Origin of the sequence: Methanosarcina hadiensis (assembly GCF_046529725.1) — an archaeon.
GTDB lineage: Archaea > Halobacteriota > Methanosarcinia > Methanosarcinales > Methanosarcinaceae > Methanosarcina > Methanosarcina hadiensis.
In genome coordinates, this window is the sequence record NZ_CP136241.1 from 2870886 (window position 1) to 2895366 (window position 24481).

Consider the following 24481-nt stretch of genomic DNA (forward strand, 5'->3'; position numbering starts at 1 on the left):
AAACAATTGACAGAGCATAAAGAAGTAGTGGAAAGTATAGGGAAAAAAATGGGATTCAAACCTCATATCCTTGAAACTCTTGAAGAACTCGATCCTGAATTCCTCGGGAAGTACAGGCGCTGTGACGGAAAACTCCTGTCAGATGGAGCCCTGTCGGCAAAAACAAAGATCCTTATGGCTCTTGCAGTTGTCGCATCCAAGCAATGTGAAGCCTGTACCGTTGCTCAGATGAAAAGTGCCCTCAACCATGGAGTGACCAGAGAAGAAATTATGGAAACACTGGATGTTATCTTCATTACCTCAGGAGCTCCGGCTGTAGCTGCCTGTAGAGAAGCCCTGAAGCTGCTGAAGTAAAAGGATACAATTTGAAGTAAAAGGACACAACTACTAACCAGGATAAAGACTTTTTAACATTTAGCTGTGTGTTCGATTATAAATATGTATGCAGAGAAAGAATAGTGTGTGTCCGGAAATCCAGATAGAAAATATCCGGATACACACCCAAAATCGGGAAGGATATAAAGCTCAGAGTAAATGATTGGGGAAGGCAATGAAAAGCCCGGGGTTTCTAAGTTTAAACATTACTGCTCTCCTTGAAGGCTAATAATATTTGCCGGAGCCGCAGAGTCGAACAGGCCCGGAGATTTCAGATCTGGCCAGCTTTCGAAATCCGGAGTCTGCTCGAGCCGTCAAGGGAAAAGTTTCGAAGAATGAGCTGGCTTCATGCATTCGTTTTCTGACAGCGGCTTCTTTTATCAGGCAATGCTTCAGGAAACGGTGTAGCTTCAGAAGCCCAGGGCCTTTCCCCTGAATTTTGCTCCCGTTGCCATACTCCCATTGGGATGGTTTCAGCTGAAATTCCTCCCCTGGATGGTTACCCATCTGAGCGAGGTTTTAAAAGAAGGGATACAGGGCGATTTCTGTCGTGTAGTGTCCGAAAGCGAAGGAATAGGAAATGCCCCCCTTGTCCTTAAGCCTGGGAATACAATTCTGTTCCTCAGGAGCATATTGACGAACTTTTCGGAAAAGGGACATACGCAGTGTATGTAAACAGATATGTCAACATATCCTGTAGAAGAGGGAATTTCAACTCCTGATTTGAAGCTGCAGGCGAGATTGCCTCCCTCTTACTAACCAGTACACTCGGAAGTTATAAAAAATAAAAATAAAGGGAAAAATGAAGTAAAAGCTAGATAAAAGGGTTAAAACCGTTCGGGCATAAGATTATTGCCCTGAAACCCCTTATTATTTAGATAATTTCGATGATCCTGGTTCTATAGATTATTAAGGTCCTATAGATTATTAATTTAGAGATAAAGGAGAAGGGACATGCAGGAAACCGAAACCAAACCAATCAGGATTCTGGGAATATCGGGAAGTCCCAGGAATATGGCAACCGATTATGTGGTTCAGGAAGCTCTCAAAATCGCGACAGAGAAATATGGTGCAGAAACGGATTATTTCTCCTCCAGAGGAAAAAAATTAAACTTCTGCATCCATTGTGACTTCTGTATCAGGAAAAAAGAAGGCTGCATCCACAAGGACGATATTGCGGCTGAGCTATACGATAAAATGATATGGGCAGATGCCTGGATTATAGGAACCCCAGTTTATCAGGGAACAGTGAGCGCACAGACAAAAACTATAATGGACCGCTGCAGGGCTGTGGTTGCAAAAGACCCTAAAGTCTTTTTAAACAAGGTAGGGATGGGAATTGCAGACGGAGGGGACCGCATAGGCGGGCAGGAACCTGCAATTCAGACGATTCTTAACTTTTACGTGATTAATGAAATGATTCCGGTTGGGGGAGGCTCTTTCGGGGCAAACCTGGGAGGAACCTTCTGGTCAAAAGATAAAGGTGCAGAAGGTGTCTCGGAGGATTCCGAAGGTTTGCGTAGCCTTAGAAGAACTATTAAAAAGCTTATTCAGACAGTCCAGCTCGTGAAGAGAGCGGGCTCTGTAGAGGTGCCTCAGACTCCTGTGCCTGAGGCGTCTAAAGAAGAGCAAATAAGCAGTAGATAAGCAAGCAGGATAAAGAGTTTTGATCCAGACATCCGATCAGAACCGCATAATCAGGGTAATAAGTCATCAAAATATGGTTAAAAGCCAGGAAGGTGTTGTTTTGGTAGAATCGTTAGGCAAACAGGTTAAACGCATAGCATGGGGAATTACAGGCTCCGGAGACCAGATGATTGAAACCTACAGCATTCTGGTCGATATAAAGAACAGGACCGGTGTTGAGGCAATGGTTTTCCTGTCCAAGGAAGGAGAAACCGTAATGAAATGGTATCATCTGTGGGATAAAATCCAGAACGATTTCCCTAACTTCAAAGTGGATGCAGGCCCTAACTCTCCATTCATTGCAGGACCGCTACAGATGGGATACTACGATTTTCTGCTCATAGCCCCGGCAACCGCCAATACGGTGGCAAAAATCGTATACGGGATTGCAGATACCCTTGTTACGAATGCAGTTTCTCAGACAGCAAAAGGGAAAACACCTATTTTCATCCTCCCCGTAGACCAGAAAAGGGGGTCCGTAAAAACTGCTGCACCCAGCGGCAGGGCTTTTGAGCTTACTATGCGCGAGGTGGATGTAACAAACTCGGAAAAACTTGCGCAGATGGAAAATATAAATTTGCTTGCCAATCCTTATGAGATCTATGATATATTCGGACTTGAACGGCCTACTGAAGATATAATAGTGAAAGTTAAAGAAAGAAAGAAAAAGAAAGCTAAGAGTGAAGCCGAGAGTTAAAAACTTTAAAAAATCGGGAAAATTTGAAAACTAAGGCGGGGGATAAAAATATGAAAAGCGCATATCAGGATACACTGGACGAAGTAAAAAATCTTAAAGGAATTGAAGAAGCCCTGGCTCTTGCAATTGAAAGAGAAATCGAAGCAAGAGATTTTTACATGCAGAAGGCTGCTCTGATGGAAGACCCAAGATTCAAGCAGCTTTACAAACATCTCGCAGATGAAGAAGTAAAGCATCTCGGCTATCTTACAGAATACCGCGATAAAAAGGAATTGCCTGCTGTCAGCACGGAAGTTCCCAGTGGACAGTCTTTCAGCCCTGAGTTTGACCCAGCCCGGACAAAAGGAGGAGAGATTACCCTTGGAGACGCAGGAATCCTGCTTGCGGCTATGAGGCATGAGAGAAAGAGTGAGGACTTTTATTCTGAGCTGGCAAAAAGAGCCGAAGACGAAAAACAGAAAGACTTCTTCCAGATGCTGTCAAGGTATGAAAGGGGCCATTACGAGCTAATTGACAGTTACCTTGAAGAGGTCACAAGGTTCCGCATGCAGACCTGAAAATGCAGAAGGCAGTGAGCATGCAGGAATAGAAATTCCGGAGCCGGGACTTCAGACTCAGTACAGGCAATACGGCAGAGAACTCGATGACGCAAAAACTCAGGGAACAGTTTGCGACAGTTGTGAGGTCATTAATGCCTGAACCACAATTTAATCCATAAAGAATCTCTGCCAATTCTCCTTTTTTGAAAACTTTCTTGCGAATCTTTAAGGTTATTTATCAGCTATTTTCAGGGTAGGTAGCCACATATGTAATTAAATATTGAGTTTAGGGGCTGTTCTGAAAAATACTTTCACCCTACTAGGCGGAAGTTAATAAGTACAGAAGTAGTTTTCAGGAATAGAGGTGAATACAATGGAAGAGATTTTCAAAGGATTGGTTGAACGCGCTCAGTACTATGAACAGTTTGAGAGCTTCAGAAACAGGGACATTTCCGGAAAATTCGGGGATATATCGGGAATGAATCTGAAGATCAGTGCCTCAGTACCGAATATGTGAGACCAGAAATGAGTCGTCAGTTATATTGGGAACAATGCACAGGGAATAACAGGTAAGGATAGTAAAGCTGCAAAATCTCTTAACAGGCGGAATGTTGAGAAGTAAATCTAAAAAAATCAAAAGAGGGAGAGAAGGAAAAGGAAATAGAATAATCAAAATAGAACAAACAGATCTTAGAACAAACAGACCTGAAAAATAAGCGAGATCAATACATTCAAAACGGTAATTTATTTGAGAAGAAGTAAAGGGTAAGACGGCAAAAAATGAGGGGAGTGGGGGTGAAGTATATATAACTGTTGGTGAGTTTTAAAGAAAAGAATAAAGGAAAAATAGAAGGAAAAATGGGGATTTCTCCTTAAAGTAATAAAGGAAATAATATAAAAAGAAAAAGGAAAATATAAAACAGTGGAATCCGGGACTATTTTTCTACCTTTTTGAGATCCTCCTGAAGGTCCTGACCCAGCTCTACATCATAAAAGTCTCCGCTGGCAGGAAGCTCCAGTGAACTACCCCGCCCTGCCTGATGGCGAGGACGGAGCTTCCTTCGAGTGATTACGTCATTTGATGGTAAGATTCTAAGAATCTTTCCGACATCGGTAATCCTGTTTGTCGAAGATTATCAGAGAATTTCTGATAGCCTGTCCACAAGGCATTCTGCAATAGGAAATTTACCATGATATTGATTGCACTATTGCAATCTCTATCAATAAAATTGCCACAATCGCATTCCATATTTCGTTTCCAGAGTGGCATGTCATGGATTTTTCCACAAACATAACACGTTTTGGAAGTATAGCTTTCATCAATTTTTATTACTTTTTTACCTATAAGTTCAGCTTTATAGGCTAAAAATTCGATGAAGCGAGATAAATATCCTTGATTTTGGGTAGATCTATTCATAGCTCTTTTTCTTTTTCCTTTAAGTCTCTTGGATTGAGCCATGTTTTTTGTTTTCAGATCTCCCACAATAATAGTATTGGCCTTAGTATTGTTGACCATTTTCTTTGATAGTTTATGCTGGAAATCTCTAAGCTGATTAGATTTCTTTTTCTCCATTTTACGATAAATATTGTGTAGCCTTACCCATTTTTTGCTCTTTCTTTTACAGTGATCTCTCCTGGATTTTAGAGCATCCAGTTTTGGTTGCCAGTACTTATCAATTCTTGGAGTTTTAACTTCAAAGAATTTACCTTGAGTATTTACTGCTGTTACTATTTTTGTGATCCCGGCATCATTAGCCTGATATAAACCATTATCAATGTACTCATGTGCAGAGACTTCATAAGTAACAGAAATATAGAAATCTCCTTTAGCATGGAAAGGATCATCATTATAGATCTCGATTTGTTTTATATTTTCAAATTTCTTTCCGAGATCAAAAACAAGTTTGGTGTCATTTATTTTATGAGAGAAAGAAATGACACAACCAATCTGATAAAATCCACTTTGATTATACGGAATTGTCTGAAAATATTTCCTGCTTTTGAAATTTGGAGGTCTGGCTTTTAGATCTCCATTTTTTCTGAGTGCAAAAAAAGATCTATAATTTGCATCAAGTTTTTTTAGAACGCCCTGCAAAGTCTTTGAATAAACAGCTTTGTATTCAGGGTTTCTTTTCTTGAGATCCGGCAATTTGTTTTGTTGATCCACGTACTTGATGCTCTTTCTTTCAAGTTTCCATGCATCTTTTCTTTCGGCTAAAGCTAGATTATACAATGAACAACATTTATCTGAAAGTTCCCAAAGGACTTTCAATTGTTCTTCTGTTGGATAAATCTTAACTTTTGTCGTTAGATGCATAGCAGTATATAAACAAGAGGTCTGTGTATAAATAGGCTATCAGAATTTAAAAAAGTAAATTGTCGGGAAGTTGACGGCTTTCATCCCCCACCTGCCAGCCTGATGGCTGTCGAGGAAGGGGACTTCCCGCCTTAGAGTTAAAAATTCTCGAGTAATGTCAAAGGCAACGTCTCCATCTTTTAATTCAAGGTCAAGCACATGCCCGCCTGCACTTCTGTCCGCTGTGATAAAATGGAGGTGATATCCCGGAACATTTACACCTTCCACATATTCAGGAGTCCTGAATCCGACAAGTGTGCCGCTTACGTTTTTGAATTCGAAAATAGACTGGCTGGAAACAGCATCCGCCAGTTTCGGATAAGGCTTTTCCTGCCTGGGCACACTCCTTGCTTTTACGGAAGAGAAGTTCCCGTCAACCCTGACTGCGTAAAAGAGATTTTCCGAAGGCAGTTTGAGGTCGATAGAGGCTTCAAGCTCAGTAAGGTTTGCTGGCTCATCAAGCCGGAAATTTTCATCTGCTTCAAAATGAGTAACAGTGGCAAAAGGAGTTGTTGTTTCCCCGGATACGGGATATGCAATTCCATCTGTTTTTATCTGATAGTAATTTCCGTCAAGGGCAAGCATTTCCCCTTCGAGCCCGTCAAAGGTCCCTATACCGAAGTCCCCATGAGTTTCAAGTTCCGCAACAGGTAGAACCCCATCATAAACACCCTGGAGCAAAGCATCAATTGTTGAGATCTGATAAAGAACATCAGAGTCATTCCCGCGAATTTCTGAACCTGAGTTTTCAATTCTCTCAAAATTACCCGCTGTTTCAGAGAAGTTGTCAGCAGAACTGGTGCAGCCGGAAAAGAAAGTAACTGACAAAAGTACCAGAATCACCAGAAGGCTTTTTTTGTTCATTCAAATTCCTCACTTTATTCTTTTAAAATATAATTATACGAATCAGTATAAACATTTTTAGTATTTTTGAAGAGAACTCATAAAATTTATAAGATATGAGACTGAAGTACTGTATGGGAAAGGGAATAATTATGGACGGATATTTTGAGTCTCTTGTTGAGAGAGCACAGTACTATGAACATTTTGAATTTTTTAGAAATGATGTCTCAAAGGTTCAAGTGGGTTTCATCAATAATGATCAAATCCGTAAAGAAGTTATTATTGTTGAATTAGTCCTGAAACAAAAACAGGAAAAAGATGGGTAAAAACCAAATAAAATTGAAATACGGAGAAAAGGCAAATACATACAGGTGTGAAAGAGATCCCTATCTGATCATACTACTATTCCATCAGTATTACTTTGCCTGAACTCCTTCCAGGTTTATAAAAAGGGGAGATCAGGGAATGTATATACCCTACTCAGTGAATGCTTGCAAGGTTAAGTACTGCAGGGAGAGTTATATAACAGATTGTATGCTGCGATCTGTCTCGAAGAGAGTAATGTAACAGATCATATAAGATCTGTCCCCGTATCTGTTAAAAGTTCAGACTATACAGTTTTCCCTGATATATTTTGCAACCGCGCATCCGACTTCTGACGTGCTTGCTTTTCCTCCGAGGTCAGGAGTGATCACCTTTTTCTTAAGGGCATCAGCTATTGCGTCATCAATTAATCTGGACTCAGGTTTTTCCATCCATTCGAGCAGCATTTTCACGCATAGAATTGCTGCTAGAGGGTTTGAGACTCCTTTTCCTGCAATGTCAGGTGCACTGCCATGCACAGGCTCAAAGAAGGCGTATTTTTTCCCTATATTGGCGCTCGGGACAAGCCCAAGGCTTCCGACAAGAGCTGCACACATATCGCTCAGGATATCTCCGAAAAGGTTGGTTGTAACCACAACATCGTATTTTTCCGGGTGCATCATAAGGCTGTAAGCCATCGAGTCGACCAGCATGTCATTATATTCAACTCCGTAAGCATCCGCAGTTTGCCTGCAGACATCAAGGAAAAGTTTGTCAGACTTCAGGACATTGGATTTATGGACAATGGTCAGTTTGTCAGACCTCTTTTTTGCAAGTTGGCAGGCGTATTCTGCAATCCTTTTAGAGCCTTTGCGGGTAACTACTCTCTTTGTCCAGGAAAGGTCAGGGCCTATTTCTTCAATACCCGAATACAGCCCCTCGGTATTTTCCCTGACAATAATAAAATCAAAATCATTTCTTCCGGTAACGCCTGTTACTCCTGGGAGTGGTTTTACAGGCCGAACATTGGCATAAAGGTCAAGTTCTTTCCGGATAGTGAGAAGCACACTTTTATAACTCGGGTCAGGAACAGTAGTAACCGCACCAAAAAGTACTGCATCGCAACTTTTTATTGTATCCAGGTCTTCTTCTGACATTGCAGTTCCTGTTCTTTCCCACCTTGCATACCCGAGTTCCAGAGGCACTTTTTCAAGCTCAAGCCCGAAAGCGCCCAGGACTTCCACAGCTGCGGGAATTACTTCCCTGCCAATTCCGTCGCCTTCGATTACCGCGAGTTTCATGTTACTGCATCTATGGCTTGAGGTATATGAATCTGGCGTAACTTTTTAAGATTTTCAGGTATTTCTTCAGATCCAGAGCATGTGCTCGGCAAGGATTTTTACTCCAAGCCCTATAAGGATCAGCCCTCCAAGGATTTCAACCTCGTTCTCAAAGAAATGACCTATCCTGTATCCGAGAATTGCCCCGCAAAATGACATAACAAAGGTTACACAGCCTATGATAATTACGGGCTCAAGAATGGGTGTCCCCAGAAAAGCAAAGCTTATCCCAACTGCAAGGGCGTCTATGCTTGTTGCAACTGCTAAAAGGAAAAGCACGGAGTAATTAAGGGAATTTACCTTTCCTTCCGCGTCTCCGTAAAGGGCTTCATAAATCATTTTGCCCCCTATTAAAGCCAGAAGCGCAAATGCAATCCAGGGAGCATAGTCAGAAACAAAACTGCTTACCGTATTTCCCCCAGCCCAGCCAATTACCGGCATCAGAGCCTGAAAGCTCCCGAAAAAGATAGCCAGCTTAAGAGCGTCGCTGACGCGGAAAGGCCGGACTGTAGTGCCGCTTGACATGGAAACTGCAAAAGCATCCATTGCAAGCCCGAGCCCTAAAAGGAAGTTTGTTAAAAAAGACATTGGAAAGTTATTCCACCTTCGTTTTAAACATGGGTTTCGGATAATAAGTGACTTAGCACTTAAAGGTTTCTGGCTTCATTTACCGGTCCTGCATAACGGCCTTTACTTCTGAGTCGGGTTACAAGATTCCGGATTGCTTCGGCTACCTGGTATTCCGATGCCCCCCAGTGGACAACAGCCCCTTCAAAACCTGAGATATTTACAGGCCCTGATTTTTCGGACCTGCAGCAGCGTGTAATAAAAGCTTTTGAAGGCACGACTATTTCTGATTTAAAAGGACAGATATTTACGAAGGAGTATTCAAGTCCCGGAAAACGCATTTCGAAAAGAGTCTTTGAGATCTCGCACCCTACAAGCAAATGCCCGTCTTCGGTAAGAATATCCGAGTCCAGGCATTTTCCTTCAAGCCCTGATGCACTGCACGGGAAAACAGTGTTTTCTCCTTCAAAGCGCCTGAGATCGATTATGTTTTCAGTAAACCTGACCTGCAGGTCTCCGAAAATTCCACTGGCTTCAAGCCTCCTCACTACCTGGGAAAGCCATGCAGGCTCAGGTGGGGCAACATCAAGGATTTCGATTTCAAGAATAGCAGAGGGATCAGGCTCATGGACAATTGTAACATGCCTGTCAATGCCTGTAAAAATCACGGTATTTACCTTACCGGTACAGAGTTTCAATGAGGTTTCAATCAGGAGAGAACGGTCTTTTATATTTAACTCTCTGTCGTATTTGGTAACTTCTTCTCCTGAAGCAATTAACTCAAGGGCTTCAACCTTCCTGAGGAGCCCGTCTCCGCTCTTTCTAACACGATAAACTGCATACTCAGTACCTGTTTCCGGATCTTCTCTTTCTTCTATCAGGTACTCCGTGAGAAAATAAACCGGCTCTTCAGTGCCTGAAGGAAGTGCTTTTGTCACTCCCACATGTTTGTACTCATCTGGAAAAATCATAGATATCGGTTGTTTCTAATATTACCCGGCTGATCGATTACCTGGCTGATCGGATTAATTTATAGATCATATGACATAGTAATATGTTTACTTGCTTATCGATTTAGATAATTGTTAAACTGTTTTTTCCTCTGTTAGACTGCTTTCTCCTTCTGCTGCTCCTGCACTTTTCTCCTATGGGCAACAAGCCCTCCGTCCGTCAGCATGTCGAGCAGGAAGTCAGGAAGTTTGTTTCCTTTGAATGCTCCTTTTCCGGGGACTCTGACCTCTCCTTTCAACAGGTCAACCTCGATTTCGTCCCCTTCCCCGCATTCAACATCAGCTTCCATCAAAGGCAGCCCCACATTAATTGCATTTCTGAAAAAGATCCTTGCAAAAGACTTTGCTACAATACAAGCTATCCCAGCATGCTTTAAAGCAAGGGGCGCCTGTTCCCTTGATGACCCGCATCCGAAATTGTCTCCTGCGACAATTATATCTCCGGGTTTTGCTTTCTTTGAGAACTCAGGGTCGACACCTTCCATAGCATGAGCCGCAAAAACCTGCATATCTTTCGTCCGCAGGTATTTCCCCGGAATAATTACATCGGTATCTATATCGTTTCCGAATTTCCAGACCCGGCCTTTAATAGGGTTTTCCATCACACATCACCTTTAGAGTGGATTTTTTAATAGTATATTTAGGTAGCGGACATAAACTAAAAAAATAGTAAAATTGAAAGTATAGATTGAAGAAAAAACAGATGTGCATAAGAATATAAACTGCACATCCTGCTGTTTTACTTTTACTTTACTTTACTTTCTTTTAACTGCAAGTATTTCTTCAGACTTTTACTTCTTCCCCATTCAGCACGGCTTCTTCACTGACCCTTACTTCCCTTGTCGTATCCCCGTAGCTTACAACATAAGCGCCTGCAGGTGCGGTGTCGAACTGGGTTTCACCCGGGATGGGACCTTCAGTTGAATAAGGTACAGTAAATTCATACCTTCCTTCAGCATCGGAAGTAGTCGACTGGGAATATTCAAAGGTTCTTCCCTGACCGGTTAAAATTGTAGTGTTTATATTGACAGTCTCATTAGGGGAAGCTGTTCCAGTGATTTTTGCACCTTTCACGTATTCGAAAATCTTGACATACCCGGAATCAACTTCAGGAATGTTGCTCTTATAAAGGAAATTGTAGATCTGTTTGTATACAACTTCTCCCTGGGTCTGGTATGCCCAGGTCTCATGGACAAGGCGGTACTGTTTCAAGCCATTTCCATCCAGAATATGCAGCCTTGACTCCATTGAATTGAAGTAACGTTCGGAAGGAAGGTACTGGTAACCACTCCCTGTCCAGAAAGGCGCCATATATCCCTCGGTATCAAGAGTCCATTCAGGCATTGCACCAAATATATCTACAGCCATCCTTTCATCTGAAACAATATAACGGGCTCCGGATTTATCCGGGTCAGGGTGTATTGCTTCAAGAACTGCAGTGGCCTCTTCTTCGGACTGGGCAGTTAAAAAGGTTGCAGCACCGGGCATATTCGGTTCGTCGATGCTTACCCTGCGCCCTCCGATACCAGCCTGGAAAGGATTGGCATTGGGCATCCTGTGCCCGATAGTTTCTATGTAATGACCGTAATCCCACCAGGACATAACTCCGTACGCAGAATCAGGGTAATTAAAAAGTTCCCCATCTTCGGGAGCTTCATAGATAGCGTTGTAGTCCATACCGGGATCAGGAGTATAGTTTTTAAGCCACAGGCATGCTTCGATCCACGTATCATCAGGATCACTGGAACCATTTGACTGCATAAGTGCTGCTCCGTATGCAGGATAGACCAGAAAGACTGATATAGCCAGAACTGCAAGAACCTGCTCTATTTTTACGAACCTTAAAAAACCCGGAAAATCTGCAGGAGACTTTACAGTTGCTTTAAACTTCTCGTCAAGCTGGTTCCATTTTACCTTTTCAAGCAGCAGGCCTCCAAGATAGGCGCTGAGAAGTGAAACATTTACCGAATAATAATATCCAAAGCGGTTCTGCCCATAAATTGCAAAGAGCATTAAAAGGCTCCAGACCAGAACCAGCACTTTTTCGGGTTTTGCTTTCCGGAATACACTCACAAAAAGAACAATTATACCAAGGATTGAGGCAAAAAATCCGGAAGCAGTAAAGTTATTAAAGGCTCTTAGGAGGGTGAAACTACCACCATAAAAAAACATTGAGGAGACTTCACCTATTGTTGAGGGCCCACCTGTCTGGACTCCAAACACCATACCTGGGGCATTTATGATAAGGGAATAAACGGATGGAGAAACGATCCTTACCGCAAGCAGACCCAGAATGCCAAGTCCGAGTATCGCCAGAGGATAGTAGTAAGCTTTCAGATTTCTATTTTTAAACTCCCTTTGAATAAAGCTTAAAGCTGCAAACCCTGCGATTGATCCAATGGCAGTAGCAACATGGAACCAGGAGTAATAATAGAAAGAAAAGCCCATATCAGGATGAACGAATGGGAGTATAAGTATCGCACTTACCAGGAATGTGACTATACCTGTAAACCCGAGGTAATCGCTTGACTCGCCATTAAAGCTGTCAAGGATATACTGGACTACAGCATAAACCAGAGTAACAAGTAAGAAAAGGGAAGCCCCAGCCCACGAAAGCTGATAAGCGGAATACATAACACCGGCAATAGCGGAATAAATCAGAGGCTCTTTAAGTACAGTGAAGTTTTTGGCTGTAACATGCTCAAAACGCAGGTTCTTTTTCTTTGCTGTAATTATTGCAAGCATGAAAAACATCATGAAAAGAGTGCTGAAAAGGGATTCAGCTACATGGTGGTCTGTGAAACCAAGAAGTGACCGCTGCAAAAATTGCCCCGGCGCAAAAGCGATCAGGATTGCAGCAAGTATGCCAGTCTTATGGCCCCCGAGATATTTGCCTATGTAATAGACAGGAATCACAGTAAGTGCCCCGAGAACTGCAGGAAAATAAGCTCCAACGGTATTAACCAGGTCCTGACCCGGGCTGCCCAGCCCTAAAATAAGGGATGTGATAGCCATCATCTGGTCATAAAGAGGGCCAAAATGGATGTGACTCCCAGCAGGATAGTTAGTCATGGGGTTGAAAAACATCCTGTGAGGGTAGTTTTCAAGAAGAACATTCAAGGTCCTCATATGGTACCAGGCGTCATTACTTGTGAACTTTACAAACCCACTGGACAGGAACACATAATCATAAGGGCGTATTCTTATCAGTAGGGATACAAAGCCAATTATCGCAACTGCCAGAGTATAAGGCAAACTGGATTTTATTTTAGATCTAAATGCTGATACAGGATGATTCTCAGAATTCATAGTTATCCCCTTTCGGAGTAAATATTTACAATCAAATATATAAATTATGTGAAAAGAAAGTGAACAGATTGTGTAATTTAATCTATAGGTTTATAATTTTATCCCAGTTATGATTTTTTAATCGACGGTTCTTTTTATCCCACGATATTAAAGCGGTATCCAGGATAAAAAGGTGCCATACGGATATGACGAGTACAATGGAATCTGGCATTTATTACTTTCTCAAGTTATCTTTCCCAAATATAGTAAAACGTTTTCTAAAAGAATTCAGCAGGCACAATTACACTTTGAGAAACCCTGAACATGTAAAATAACTTTCTTAATCATATATCAAAGTAGCGGACAATCAGGAAAAACAGGAAATATGTATTAAAAAATAAGATGCTCCTCCTAAAACCCGGAGTAATATAGCTATAAAAAGGGAAAGAAAGTAAGAAAGATCAGTAGATAATTAACCAATTCTACTGGCTGTTAACCAATTCTACTGACTGCGAACCAATTCTGCTAACGGGTTCAGACTTTTACTTCTTCCCCATTCAGCACGGCTTCTTCACTGACCCTTACTTCCCTGGTCGTATCCCCGCAGCTTACAACATAAGCGCCTGCAGGTGCAGTGTCGAACTGGGTTTCCCCTGGCACAGGACCTTCGGTTGAATAAGGAACAGTAAATTCATATCTTCCTTCAGCATCGGAAGTGGTCGACTGGGAGTATTCAAAGGTTCTCCCCTGGCCGGTTAAAATTGTAGTGTTTATATTAACAGTCTCATTGGGGGAAGCTGTTCCTGTGATTTTTGCACCTTTCACGTATTCGAAAATTTTAACAAAACCTGTATCAACTTCAGGGATATTGCCTCCATAAAGGAAATTATAGACCTGTTTATACCCTATTTCCTGCTGAGTCTGGTATGCCCAGGTCTCATGGACAAGGCGGTACTGTTTCAAGCCATTTCCATCCAGAATATGCAGCCTTGACTCCATTGAATTGAAGTAACGTTCGGAAGGGAGGTACTGGTAATTACTACCTGTCCAGTAAGGCTGGTAATACCCATCGGTATCAAGAGTCCAGACTGTCATTGCATGGAATTTGCCTGTAGCCATCATCTCATCCGAAACAATGTAACGGGCTCCGGATTTATCCGGATCAGGATGGATAGCTTCGAGCACTGCAGTAGCCTCTTCTTCTGATTGGGCTGTGAAAAAGGTTGCAGCACCGGGCATATTCGGTTCGTCAATGCTTCCTCTACGCCCTCCGATACCAGCCTGGAAAGGATTGGCATTGGGCATCCTGTGTCCCAGGGTTTCTATGTAGTGACCGTAGTCCCACCAGGACATAACTCCGTACGCAGAATCAGGGTAATTAAAAAGTTCCCCATCTTCGGGAGCTTCATAGATAGCGTTGTAGTCCATACCGGGATCAGGAGTATAAGCTTTAAGCCACAGGCATGCTTCTATCCATGTTCCATCCGGATCGCCTCCGGTAGTATGTGTATATAGCATTGCAGATCCGTACACAGGATAGATTAGAAAGATTGCTATAGCCAGCACTGCAAGAGCCTGCTCTATTTTTACGAACCTTAAAAAACCCGGAAAATCTGCAGGAGACTTTACAGTTGCTTTAAACTTCTCGTCAAGCCGGTTCCATTTTACCTTTTCAAGCAGCAGGCCTCCAAGATAGGCGCTGAGAAGTGAAACATTTACCGAATAATAATTTGCATAGCGGACCTGACCATAAATTGCAAAGAGCATTAAAAGGCTCCAGACCAGAACCAGCACTTTTTCGGGGCTTGGTTTACTGAACAGGTTTATGGTCAGGACAAAAATTCCTAGCAAAGAAGCAAAGAAACCTGAGGCAGTAAAGTTTCCGAAAACTTTCGATAGAGTGAAAACCTTGCCATCATAGAATATGGAAGAAACTTCCTCGACTGTGGAAATACCTCCAGTCTGGACTCCAAAAACCATACCTGGGGCATTTATGATAAGGGAATAAACGGATGGAGAAACGATCCTTACCGCAAGCAGACCCAGGATACCAAGTCCGAGTATTGCCAGAGGATAGTAGTAAGCTTTTAGACCTCTATTTTTAAACTCCCTTTGAATAAAACTTAAAGCTGCAAACCCTGCGATTGATCCAATGGCAGTAGCAACATGGAACCAGGAATAATAATAGAAAGAAAAGCCCATATCAGGATGAACAAATGGGAGTATAAGTATCGCACTTACCAGGAATGTGACTATACCTGTAAACCCGAGGTAATCGCTTGACTCGCCATTAAAGCTGTCAAGGATATACTGTATTACAGCATAAACCAGAGTAACAAGTAAGAAAAGGGAAGCCCCAGCCCACGAAAGCTGATAAGCGGAATACATAACACCGGCAATAGCGGAATAAATCAGAGGCTCTTTAAGTACAGTGAAGTTTTTGGCTGTAACATGCTCAAAACGCAGGTTCTTTTTCTTTGCTGTAATTATTGCAAGCATGAAAAACATCATGAAAAGAGTGCTGAAAAGGGATTCAGCTACATGGTGGTCTGTAAAACCAACCATTGAGCGGTACAAAAATTGCCCCGGCGCAAAAGCGATCAGGATTGCAGCAAGTATGCCAGTCTTGTGGCCTCCGAGATACTTGCCTATATAGTAGACAGGAATTACAGTAAGAGCTCCGAGAACTGCAGGAAAATAAGCTCCAACGGTATTAACCAGGTCCTGACCCGGACTGCCCAGCCCTAAAATAAGGGATGTGATAGCCATCATCTGGTCATAAAGAGGGCCAAAATGAATGTAACTCCCAGCAGGATAGTTAGTCATGGGGTTGAAAAACATCCTGTGAGGGTAGTTTTCAAGAAGAACATTCAAGGTTCTCATATGGTACAAGGGATCATTACTTGTGAACCTTACAAACCCATTGGATAAAAAAACAGAATCTGAAGGAAGAATTCTGATCCATAGAGCTATAAAACCAATCATCGCAACTGCCAGAGTATACGGCAAGCTGGATTTGGTTCTGGATTTGGATACTGAGATAGGACGATCCTGAGAATTCATTGTAATCACTTGGTAATCGCTTCAGGAGATACAGGGAACTAACGTAGGAGTATAGAAGAAGAAATTAAATAGACTGTATTAAATCGATGTAACGGTTTATAATCTTATCCCACTTTTGATCCGGAACTTCATAATACATCTCAGTCCCGAACAGGTTCAGGATAGCTTTCCCTATGGAATCTACATCCCCCGGAGGAATAAAAAAGGTACCCTCGTATCCGGCCATTGATTCTTTCAACCCCCCTACTTCGGAAACAACAACAGGTTTCCCAAAAGACATAGCAATATGGGCAATCCCACTCTGCGAAGCCCTCAGGTAGGGCAGAACCACCACATCTGCAGCGCTGAAATAAAGGTTTACCCTGTCATCAGGGATGTACTCATCTATAAGTGTAATTTTTTTATGTGCCGGAGAAGCATTAATCTGGTCAAGAAGTTCTTTTCGCTCTTCCCAGACCTCTCCGACAATCAACAACCTGCTTTTCTCTAGGATTCCGGAAGGGAATTGTTCAAAAGCCCGGATCAGGTAAGAGGTACCTTTATACTTTCGAATTAGACCAAATGAGAGAATGACAAATTCATCTTTTATCGAAAGATTCTCTCTTGATTCATTTTTGTTCAGAAGTTCTCCATACTGGTCGTAAAGCCCGTGAGGAATTACATGAATTTTCCCAGGGGCAATCGCGTATCTTTCTGCAACAAGCTGTTTATCGGATTCAGAGTGGGTAATATATGCGTCAAGGTTTTTTCGAAGCAGCTTTCCGGTTATTTTTGAATACAGGCGGATCGGAAGTATAGACTCTTCAAATGGGTCCACAACCTCATGAAATTCTATAATAATTTTTGGTTTGTTTAACAGGCCTGCAAATATCTTCAGCAGAAGCTGCATATGGGCGATCGATGAAGTCCACCACTGCAGAATTACGACGTCCGGTTCCTGTTCTTTCATAAAATTGTATGCCCTGACCCATGTTAGAGGATTATTATAGTCCATTCCATCAAAAACAGGGATCCCGGATGAAAAGTTCAGGGATGAAATATCTTTTCCGACGTGAGATTTTCCTGGAAAAAGAAAGGTTGGAAGCAACTGCCGGAAGCAAATTACAGAAACGTTTTTTTCCTGAGCCATAGCATTTGCCAGGCGAATGGTGTAATAACTTATGCCACTTAAAAAACGCTTGGAAGGACCGACTATGCAAATGTTCCTGCTGGTTTCCATCCCTCTTAACTATCACATTATCTTTATATTAAGCTAATGCATTACTTGTTATAATTATTCGCGTAAGAGAGGTTCATTCTTGAAAATAGCCCAGATTTGCCCCCGTTACTCTCCTGACATTGGAGGAGTGGAAACTCACGTCAAAGAGATTAGTGAGAGGCTGGTAAGGGCAGGGCATAAAGTTGAGGTTATAACAACGGACCCGACTGGAAAGCTTGGCAAAAAGGGCACTATAAATGGGGTGGAAGTCATAAGGTTCAGGTCTTTTGCTCCGGGGAATGCATATTTCTTTGCCCCGCAGATCTACTTTTACCTGAAAAAACAGGATTTTGATGTGATTCACGCTCACAGCTACCACGCGCTTCCTGCGTTATTCGCAGCCCTTGGAAAAAACGGGAGGAAACTTGTGTTCACACCGCACTACCACCGGAGCGGGCACACAGCATTCAGAAACCTCCTGCATAAACCGTACAGGCTCTTTGGAAAGATGATATTTTCCAGAGCAGACTCCGTAATCTGTGTCTCGGATTATGAAAGAGGGCTCGTTGAAACTGATTTTAAGGTCTCAGGAAAAACTGTGAAAATTCCAAATGGGATAAATCTCTCAGAATTTGAACATCTGAGATCCAGACAGAAAGATAAATCAATTGATAAAACCGCTGGAGAAATCATAGAAGAGAGGACTGAAAGAGTAATATCTGGTATAGAAAAAGCTGAAGAAGGGAGGTCCAGAAAAGAAAGAACCCTGCTATATGTGGGCCGCCTGGAAGAATATAAAGGGGTTCAGCATATCATTCAAATTCTTCCTGAACTTCGAGAGTTCAGGTTGAGGATTGTAGGCAGAGGACCGTATGAAGCAGAACTTCACAATATGGCAGAGAGCTTGAAGGTAGAGGAAAGAGTTGAATGGTTAAAGAACCTTTCAAGAAAAGAGCTGCTTGAATGTTATGCAGTTGCCGATATATTTTTGATGCTTTCTTCTCATGAAGCGTATGGAATTACAGTTGCTGAGGCACTTGCCGCAGGGACTCCCTGTGTGGTTGCGAAGGGGAGCGCACTTGAGGAATTTATTGATGGGATTCAATGTTTCGGAGTGGATCAACCGGATAAAAGAGAGAATTTAATTAAATTAATAAATCAGGTAAAAGATTTAAAATTTAACCGTAAATTGAATATCAAGAATCTGGCCATTTACGATTGGGACCAGGTAACAAAAGAAATAGAAAAAATATACAGTGCAAAGTGAATTTCATTTGCTTCAGGAAACTTTAAAAAATTTGTAAGTTTAAAGCTTTTGAGACTCGGTTTAAACTGAAAAAATTGTGGGAGATAGTTAAAGTTAACTAATCAAGATAATGAAGAAAAAGGTCATTATTTTGATTCATCCATAAATTTTTCGATTATTTTTAAATATTCTTCAGACACTTTTGAGATATCATATTTTTTGATTACTTGATTTACTTTTATATTAAGTTCTTCAAGGATCACCCTATTTTTAAAATTTTTCAATTTAAGCAAAAAATCTTCAATAGAACCATCATAAATGAACCCACCGCCATCAACTACCTCTGGCATTGCGGTCCTGTCAGGGACTACAGCTGGTTTACCGCAAGCGAAAGATTCTATAATTGGCACACAAAATCCTTCGTGTAAGCTTGCTGTAACAAATGCATCTGAAGAAGCGTAATATTTTGGCAGGTCCTCATCCGAAACCCTTCCGGCGAAAATTACCCGATCCCTGACTTTTAAAGAAGCCGCCAGATTCTCCAGGTTTTCTTTTTCTATTCCGCCTCCGACAATAACCAGGATAAAATCCTGGTTAAGATTTGGTAGAGCTTTAATCAGGAAATCAACCTGTTTTGAAGGGGCCAGGCGGCCTACATATAATAAAACAAAATGACTGTACAGATTATGCTTTTTTCTAATTTCTTCGGCATCCACATTTGTAAAATGATTAAGGTTTATTCCAATTGGTATTACTGATATCTTCAGGCGTTCCGCAGAGTTAACATACTGCTCAATCTCTCTTTTTATAGATTCGCTTCTAACTAAAATCAAATCGCTTGTTTTCATTGATTGGAAGCTTACAGTACGCCTGATACAGGTCAATAACTTATCCTTAAAATATATATAACGTATTGGAGTTAAACCGTGAAAATCCCATATTAATTTCAAATCAGGGTTGAAATGTCTGGCGAGGTGAGCACTGACCAGTACAGGTACATCCGGACCGCATAAAATTAACAGATCATATTTTTCTAGTTTTCGAGCAAGTTGATATATTTTTGTCGTTGAAAAAAAGACAGATTTAAGATTGTGATCTTTTATGCTTGTATAATTATATTGACCAGCTTTAGACGGGATTTCTGCCTGGTTTGCAAAAGTATAAAGGTCAACCTTATGGCTGCCTGAAAGTTTTTTTAGAATATCTACACTGTAATTACTTATAGCATCGTGTTTAGTCAACTTTGTCGCAAGAAAGGCTATCTTCATTAATGTTTCACCGTCAGTTGATGATTTGTTGATGATTTTCAGCAAGATTTAATAGGACTTACGCGGTTGAACTGAAAAACAACAGCTCTAAACCTTCAACTGTCTAAATAGACGATTTAACTGCAAGGTCTATTGATCATGATTCTAATCCTCAAGTGCGTAAGTCCTATTTAATTTTCATATATAAAGGGCAGAGAGACTTGAAACGGAGCGTATATTGAGAGTAAATAAAGAATTATGACAAATTTTCCTATCATAATGGGTTTCTATGTATTAATTGATATTAGTTGGGACAGAAATCGATATAAAATTTGACTGAGTAAGGTTATAATTGACCAGTGAGCCCTTAAATTCATTATTTAACTGGAAAAATTATTCATCTTATTTATTATAGTAATAAAGCTAAATAAGGAATAAAAAGGCGACTATAGGAAGACGGTGTAAAAACTACTGAATTAAACCGGGTATGATTTAGCTAGAAGAGAAAACTGTGATAGTTCCTAGGTTTTGGGGAATTAAAACATGGAAATTGATTACATAAATGGCCCGAAGACAGACGAAATATTCGGGATGTCAAAGTATCAGAAGGAAATAAATGAAAGAATAAAAGATATAAAACTGAATCCGATAGAGTATCCAAAGGTTTCAAAGAATAAAGAAATTAACAATGCTGTAAAATATCTTGTTTATCCTTATATTGTAAAAAAACACGTGAAGAAAAACAATATAAAGCATATAACAAGTCAAGACCTGGCTTATATTCTGAAACTGGTAAAATTAGAAAGAACAATCGTCACCTGTCATGACCTTATCCCATGGGTATATGATAATAACAGGTTGCCAACATGGAAACTTAATATGAGGGGATTGAAAAAAGCAGATAGAATAATCACGGTTTCAGAATACTCTAAAAATGAAATTATTAAATATGTTGGATACTCTGAAGATCAAATAACTGTTATTCCAAACGCAGTAGACCATAATAATTACTATGTAAAAAGAAACAGAGGAATTGTAAAAAAATTAGGCATATCAGATACTGAAAAAGTAATTTTATATGTTGGTTCAGAACAGCCAAGGAAAAATGTTCCTTTTATACTGGAAGCTATTAGCGTGCTGAAAAAGAAACTTCCCGAGATAAAACTCCTTAAAGTGGGTACCCCACAGGTGCCAGGAGCTCGTGAAAAGCTTCTCAAGTTAATAGAAGTACTTGACATACAGAAAGAAGTTGTTTTTGTAGGATACGTTTCCGAGGGCGATCTAACAAAATACTATAATGCTGCGGATCTGTTTGTGTTTCCTTCACTATACGAGGGATTCGGATTACCACCTTTAGAGGCTATGGCCTGTGGAACACCTGTAATAACTTCCAACTTAACTTCTTTACCTGAGGTAGTAGGAGATTCTGCTATTACTATAGATCCCTATGATGTTAATGAATTTGCAGAGGCTATGTATGACCTTTTAACAGATGAAAACCTCAGAAAAGAGATGATAAATAAAGGTCTCAAAAGGGCACAATTATTTAACTGGGAAAAATCTGCCGAAGAGACACGCCAGGTATATGAGATGATAAATTAAAATCCCATATAAAAACCGAATTTTCGAAATTCCAACCAAAAGACACAAAATTAAGTTTTATGCATTTCTTATCCTCTGGTTAGCAGTCCATCTCTAACTCCTTTTAGAAAAGGGATAATCAATGGCTTATTTCTATGCAATAAAGCCCAACCCACAAAAGTAAAGAGCTTAAAACCAAAGAAATAAGCAAGGAATATTATGTATTGTTTGCTTGAAGCATACTGTTTCATGAACCAGAACCTGTTTCTTGTATGCAGGTACAGGGCAAATCCCGTAATCTTTTTGCTTGTAGCTCCTCCCTTATGCCAGACTTTCCCCTTCGGAACATATACGATTTTGTAGAAGGCTTTTCGAGCACGTATGCACCACTCTACATCTTCAAAGTAAGCAAAATACTTTTTATTTAACAGGCCAATCTTGTTTAACAGTTCGCTTTTTATTAACAGAGCACAGCCTGTTACAGCATCAACTTCCTGCGTAGATACGGGTAAATCACTCACAAATGCGGAGTCGATAGTATTTCCCTCATTCCAGAGGATTTTCAGGCCTGCCGACTGAACGCGAAAGTGAGGATGGTAGTCATAAATAGTCGGACCCAGAATTCCAATGTCAGGGTCGTTTTCTGCAATTTCAACTAATTCATTCAGAAAACTTGAGTCTACAATGGTATCATTATTGAGTAAAAGAATATAGTCAGGTTTCAAAAATTCGAGTGCATAATTTATTGCAATATTGTTTCCTTCAGCAAATCCGTAGTTCTCATTGTTTTTAATCAAAATTAAATTTTTTTCGATAAGGGAATTCTCAAGATCTTTCTTTGCTCTCTCATTAGATTTGAGCTCTTCCCGATAATATTCGATTAAATTTAAGGGTTTATTATCAGGATTATATTTAACAAAGCTTGATTCTACAGGAATTTTTCCAGCCGCATAGTCTTTTATTTTTTTGATAGATTCATCTTTTGAGCCGTTATCCACAACAATAGTATAATAATTTGGATACCCAATCTGATAAACCGACTCCAGACACTCTATTGTGTCTTCCCAACCGTTCCAGTTGAGGATTATAATTGCGACTTTGGAAGCCATTGTTATTCCTTATTAGTATTCTACTTACTCTAGTTATTTATGAATTATTTCAAAGAAAATACAAAAAACTTCAATATTATCAGGCCTACAGATAGTTGCTTATTTAGAGAATTATTTTACTACTGCTTTTGAATAATTCTTCTGATATTAGAGTTACTCCAACATATAACAAGAGATTTTCATATATACAAAAATTTTTATTTTAAATTAGTTAGTTGACATTTTTTAAGCGTGGGCGCCGGGATTCTGTCAAACATATAAGTTGTTTTTTCTTATCTCTCCACTTTATGACCATATTTATATCGAGATCCTGAAGAGTAATGTAAGGAGTTTTATCAAATATAGTTAAATGTCCAATTGTTATTATTGAATATGGCTTTGAGTTTGAATTATATAACTCTAATGCTTTTTTTAAGACTTTTTAGAGTGATTGGGGTGAATGGATTACCTTAAAGAATAAAGGCCTTTCTTATTAATGCGAATATAAGGTAGTACAAAAATAATGGGTCATCACACTTTCATTTTTAAAGGATTGACATCATATGTATTATTAAGCAACCTCAATTTCTTCAATGTAACAGCAAGTTCATAAGGAGTTTTATTCCACGCATTTGGATGCCAGCAATCGCCTTCACAGTATAAATCAATTTTGTTCGCCAAACTGATTCTCTCCAGTTTTCTTAAGGTAAATATTTAGAACAAAAAAATATTGAGACAAAACTGTCACTCAAAAATTCAGACTTTATTTCAAGATATCTGTTTCTGTTTCACGAAAGCCTCTGAGCAAAGCCTCGTAGAATTCTTTTGTAGCTCTATCCCATGTAAATTGCCTTATATGTTCATATCCACTTTCTGCTATTACTTTAGTTCGTTCCCAGTCATCGAGCAAATATGTGATACCTTCTTCAAGCTTCTTAGGATCATGTGGAGGAACTACTATAGCTGTTTCATTAGAGATTGCATAATCAGGAACGCCTCCTACATTTGTAGCAACAACAGCGCACTTGGAAGCCATTCCTTCCATTGGAGGGAGCTGGCATCCCTCTACCCAGCTTGGAATCACTAAAATATGGGATAAACAATAAAGTTCTGCTAGTTTTTTATCACTTAAGCCTTCAAAAAAAGTTACCCAATCAGGAACTCTACTTGGTTTTCTCATCCCGTAAAGCCATATTTCCACATTACTATAGTTTTTCTTAATATTTTCTAAAGCAATCATTCCATCTAGATCGCCTTTCCATCGCTCTCCACGATAAGGCATTAATATAATCTTTTTGCCAGAACTCCAGTCTTTTCTTTGAAAACATCGAAATAAGTCAAAGTTTACACCATTAGTTATTTTCCCATAAATTTCTTGTTTAAACCTCTGTTTTAAAAGTTCTTCAAGCCAAGAAGATATGGTTATTTTCTTGAGCGGTAATAGATAGGTATTGTCCACGGATGCTTTTATTTTTTTGAGATAAGGGTCCTCAGGATTCAAATAAGACATCATTATTGGAAGATTAGTCTCATCGGTTACATTTTTCATTACTTCTTCCCAACAGTTTAAGTTATTCCAGATATCCCATATCTCATAATGCTGGACAAAATAAAATTTTTCGCCTTTCTTAGGGGAAAGGGAATTTACGAAATAAGCGGTTTCCCAGGAGGTCGCAATAACAACATCTGAGTCAGGAAAGATTAGTTCACTAAATTTTACATACTTAGGATTAAGAGAAAAAAGCTTTATCAAAGGAGTACTTAAATCGAACCATTTAATCTCATTATTCCTTTTTAAATTCCTTAGGCTCTCTACAAATTTGTATTTAGCTAATTTTACTGATGACTTTGAATGTAAAAGAGGTGGAACAATTGGATACACAATCCTTACATCGTGGCCACTTTTAATCAATCTATTTGAATATTCAAATACAACCCTTACTCCTCCTCCAATGCTAATAAATGGAAGTACAAAAGTTATTTTCACTACTAATTCTCCTTTTTTAAGTTATCAACTGTGGAACAAGTATAAAACTGCCAGAAGCCTTAATTTA

At 40.1% G+C, this 24481-nt stretch carries 21 protein-coding genes; 9 read left to right on the top strand and 12 right to left on the bottom strand.

Annotation, left to right across the window (positions count from 1 at the left end):
* Window positions 1-6: 6 nt before the first annotated feature.
* From RSJ42_RS12240 to RSJ42_RS12265, 6 genes are all read left to right on the top strand, one after another.
* Window positions 7-354 (top strand): carboxymuconolactone decarboxylase family protein, encoded by a 348-nt coding sequence (locus RSJ42_RS12240; protein WP_410507563.1) that lies wholly within the window; start codon window positions 7-9, stop codon window positions 352-354.
* Between the two features lie 975 nt (window positions 355-1329).
* Complete coding sequence (locus RSJ42_RS12245) at window positions 1330-2022, top strand: flavodoxin family protein (protein WP_410507564.1); 693 nt, start codon at window positions 1330-1332, stop codon at window positions 2020-2022.
* A gap of 100 nt (window positions 2023-2122) precedes the next feature.
* Window positions 2123-2758, top strand: coding sequence for an archaeoflavoprotein AfpA (afpA, locus tag RSJ42_RS12250; protein ID WP_410507565.1), 636 nt, complete (start codon window positions 2123-2125; stop codon window positions 2756-2758).
* Window positions 2759-2808: 50 nt separating this feature from the next.
* On the top strand, window positions 2809-3315 hold the full coding sequence (locus RSJ42_RS12255) for a ferritin family protein (protein WP_410507566.1): 507 nt from the start codon (window positions 2809-2811) through the stop codon (window positions 3313-3315).
* Window positions 3281-3457, top strand: coding sequence for a hypothetical protein (locus RSJ42_RS12260; protein ID WP_410507567.1), 177 nt, complete (start codon window positions 3281-3283; stop codon window positions 3455-3457). The genes RSJ42_RS12255 and RSJ42_RS12260 overlap by 35 nt, the downstream gene beginning before the upstream one ends.
* 213 nt (window positions 3458-3670) lie before the next feature.
* On the top strand, window positions 3671-3814 hold the full coding sequence (locus RSJ42_RS12265) for a hypothetical protein (protein ID WP_410507568.1): 144 nt from the start codon (window positions 3671-3673) through the stop codon (window positions 3812-3814).
* A gap of 552 nt (window positions 3815-4366) precedes the next feature.
* Here the strand turns inward: RSJ42_RS12265 and RSJ42_RS12270 are convergent.
* Together RSJ42_RS12270 and budA are read right to left on the bottom strand one after the other, a co-directional pair.
* A complete protein-coding gene (locus tag RSJ42_RS12270) occupies window positions 4367-5614 on the bottom strand; it encodes an RNA-guided endonuclease InsQ/TnpB family protein (RefSeq protein ID WP_410507212.1) in 1248 nt (415 codons plus the stop codon).
* 39 nt (window positions 5615-5653) lie between these two features.
* Window positions 5654-6517 carry an acetolactate decarboxylase gene (gene budA, locus RSJ42_RS12275; RefSeq protein WP_410507569.1) on the bottom strand — a complete coding sequence of 288 codons (864 nt, stop codon included), beginning with the start codon at window positions 6515-6517 and terminating at the stop codon, window positions 5654-5656.
* Between the two features lie 95 nt (window positions 6518-6612).
* Between budA and RSJ42_RS12280 the strand changes: the two genes are divergently transcribed.
* Window positions 6613-6822, top strand: a complete 210-nt coding sequence (locus RSJ42_RS12280; RefSeq protein ID WP_410507570.1) for a hypothetical protein — start codon at window positions 6613-6615, stop codon at window positions 6820-6822.
* Between the two features lie 279 nt (window positions 6823-7101).
* On the opposite strand, the gene RSJ42_RS12285 is transcribed toward RSJ42_RS12280, so the two are convergent.
* The 7 genes from RSJ42_RS12285 to RSJ42_RS12315 all read right to left on the bottom strand — a co-directional run bounded on the left by RSJ42_RS12285 (window position 7102) and on the right by RSJ42_RS12315 (window position 17286).
* Window positions 7102-8100 (bottom strand): isocitrate/isopropylmalate dehydrogenase family protein, encoded by a 999-nt coding sequence (locus RSJ42_RS12285; RefSeq protein WP_410507571.1) that lies wholly within the window; start codon window positions 8098-8100, stop codon window positions 7102-7104.
* Between the two features lie 66 nt (window positions 8101-8166).
* Window positions 8167-8727, bottom strand: coding sequence for a manganese efflux pump MntP family protein (locus RSJ42_RS12290; RefSeq protein ID WP_410507572.1), 561 nt, complete (start codon window positions 8725-8727; stop codon window positions 8167-8169).
* A 59-nt stretch (window positions 8728-8786) separates the two neighbouring features.
* Window positions 8787-9677 (bottom strand): hypothetical protein, encoded by an 891-nt coding sequence (locus RSJ42_RS12295; RefSeq protein ID WP_410507573.1) that lies wholly within the window; start codon window positions 9675-9677, stop codon window positions 8787-8789.
* 134 nt (window positions 9678-9811) lie between these two features.
* Window positions 9812-10318 carry a homoaconitase small subunit gene (hacB, locus tag RSJ42_RS12300; RefSeq protein WP_410507574.1) on the bottom strand — a complete coding sequence of 169 codons (507 nt, stop codon included), beginning with the start codon at window positions 10316-10318 and terminating at the stop codon, window positions 9812-9814.
* A gap of 181 nt (window positions 10319-10499) precedes the next feature.
* Window positions 10500-13025, bottom strand: a complete 2526-nt coding sequence (locus RSJ42_RS12305) for an oligosaccharyl transferase, archaeosortase A system-associated (protein WP_410507575.1) — start codon at window positions 13023-13025, stop codon at window positions 10500-10502.
* A 513-nt stretch (window positions 13026-13538) separates the two neighbouring features.
* On the bottom strand, window positions 13539-16067 hold the full coding sequence (locus RSJ42_RS12310; RefSeq protein ID WP_410507576.1) for an oligosaccharyl transferase, archaeosortase A system-associated: 2529 nt from the start codon (window positions 16065-16067) through the stop codon (window positions 13539-13541).
* 64 nt (window positions 16068-16131) lie between these two features.
* A complete protein-coding gene (locus RSJ42_RS12315) occupies window positions 16132-17286 on the bottom strand; it encodes a glycosyltransferase family 4 protein (RefSeq protein WP_410507577.1) in 1155 nt (384 codons plus the stop codon).
* Window positions 17287-17365: 79 nt separating this feature from the next.
* Here RSJ42_RS12315 and RSJ42_RS12320 point away from each other — a divergent pair, with 79 nt between their 5' ends.
* Window positions 17366-18532: a glycosyltransferase family 4 protein gene (locus RSJ42_RS12320; RefSeq protein ID WP_410507578.1), complete on the top strand. Its 1167-nt coding sequence runs from the start codon at window positions 17366-17368 to the stop codon at window positions 18530-18532.
* Window positions 18533-18657: 125 nt separating this feature from the next.
* Here the strand turns inward: RSJ42_RS12320 and RSJ42_RS12325 are convergent, their stop codons facing one another.
* Window positions 18658-19779, bottom strand: coding sequence for a glycosyltransferase family 4 protein (locus RSJ42_RS12325; RefSeq protein ID WP_410507579.1), 1122 nt, complete (start codon window positions 19777-19779; stop codon window positions 18658-18660).
* Between the two features lie 522 nt (window positions 19780-20301).
* On the opposite strand from RSJ42_RS12325, the gene RSJ42_RS12330 reads away from it, so the two are divergent.
* Window positions 20302-21360, top strand: a complete 1059-nt coding sequence (locus tag RSJ42_RS12330) for a glycosyltransferase family 4 protein (RefSeq protein ID WP_410507580.1) — start codon at window positions 20302-20304, stop codon at window positions 21358-21360.
* Window positions 21361-21428: 68 nt separating this feature from the next.
* Here RSJ42_RS12330 and RSJ42_RS12335 read toward each other — a convergent pair whose 3' ends face one another.
* Both RSJ42_RS12335 and RSJ42_RS12340 read right to left on the bottom strand, forming a co-directional pair.
* Window positions 21429-22448, bottom strand: a complete 1020-nt coding sequence (locus tag RSJ42_RS12335) for a glycosyltransferase family 2 protein (protein ID WP_410507581.1) — start codon at window positions 22446-22448, stop codon at window positions 21429-21431.
* A 742-nt stretch (window positions 22449-23190) separates the two neighbouring features.
* Window positions 23191-24414: a glycosyltransferase family 4 protein gene (locus RSJ42_RS12340; RefSeq protein WP_410507582.1), complete on the bottom strand. Its 1224-nt coding sequence runs from the start codon at window positions 24412-24414 to the stop codon at window positions 23191-23193.
* Window positions 24415-24481 lie beyond the last annotated feature (67 nt).

Excerpts from the sequence above, each read along its gene's own strand:
- RSJ42_RS12270 (WP_410507212.1), bottom strand. The coding sequence starts at position 5,614 with ATGCATCTAACGACAAAAGTTAAGATTTATCCAACAGAAGAACAATTG.
- RSJ42_RS12290 (WP_410507572.1), bottom strand. The coding sequence starts at position 8,727 with ATGTCTTTTTTAACAAACTTCCTTTTAGGGCTCGGGCTTGCAATGGAT.
- RSJ42_RS12310 (WP_410507576.1), bottom strand. The coding sequence starts at position 16,067 with ATGAATTCTCAGGATCGTCCTATCTCAGTATCCAAATCCAGAACCAAA.
- RSJ42_RS12305 (WP_410507575.1), bottom strand. The coding sequence starts at position 13,025 with ATGAATTCTGAGAATCATCCTGTATCAGCATTTAGATCTAAAATAAAA.
- RSJ42_RS12280 (WP_410507570.1), top strand. The coding sequence starts at position 6,613 with ATGAGACTGAAGTACTGTATGGGAAAGGGAATAATTATGGACGGATAT.
- RSJ42_RS12285 (WP_410507571.1), bottom strand. The coding sequence starts at position 8,100 with ATGAAACTCGCGGTAATCGAAGGCGACGGAATTGGCAGGGAAGTAATT.
- RSJ42_RS12325 (WP_410507579.1), bottom strand. The coding sequence starts at position 19,779 with ATGAAGATAGCCTTTCTTGCGACAAAGTTGACTAAACACGATGCTATA.
- RSJ42_RS12265 (WP_410507568.1), top strand. The coding sequence starts at position 3,671 with ATGGAAGAGATTTTCAAAGGATTGGTTGAACGCGCTCAGTACTATGAA.
- RSJ42_RS12255 (WP_410507566.1), top strand. The coding sequence starts at position 2,809 with ATGAAAAGCGCATATCAGGATACACTGGACGAAGTAAAAAATCTTAAA.
- RSJ42_RS12330 (WP_410507580.1), top strand. The coding sequence starts at position 20,302 with ATGGAAATTGATTACATAAATGGCCCGAAGACAGACGAAATATTCGGG.
- budA (WP_410507569.1), bottom strand. The coding sequence starts at position 6,517 with ATGAACAAAAAAAGCCTTCTGGTGATTCTGGTACTTTTGTCAGTTACT.
- RSJ42_RS12295 (WP_410507573.1), bottom strand. The coding sequence starts at position 9,677 with ATGATTTTTCCAGATGAGTACAAACATGTGGGAGTGACAAAAGCACTT.
- RSJ42_RS12335 (WP_410507581.1), bottom strand. The coding sequence starts at position 22,448 with ATGGCTTCCAAAGTCGCAATTATAATCCTCAACTGGAACGGTTGGGAA.
- RSJ42_RS12245 (WP_410507564.1), top strand. The coding sequence starts at position 1,330 with ATGCAGGAAACCGAAACCAAACCAATCAGGATTCTGGGAATATCGGGA.
- hacB (WP_410507574.1), bottom strand. The coding sequence starts at position 10,318 with ATGGAAAACCCTATTAAAGGCCGGGTCTGGAAATTCGGAAACGATATA.
- RSJ42_RS12315 (WP_410507577.1), bottom strand. The coding sequence starts at position 17,286 with ATGGAAACCAGCAGGAACATTTGCATAGTCGGTCCTTCCAAGCGTTTT.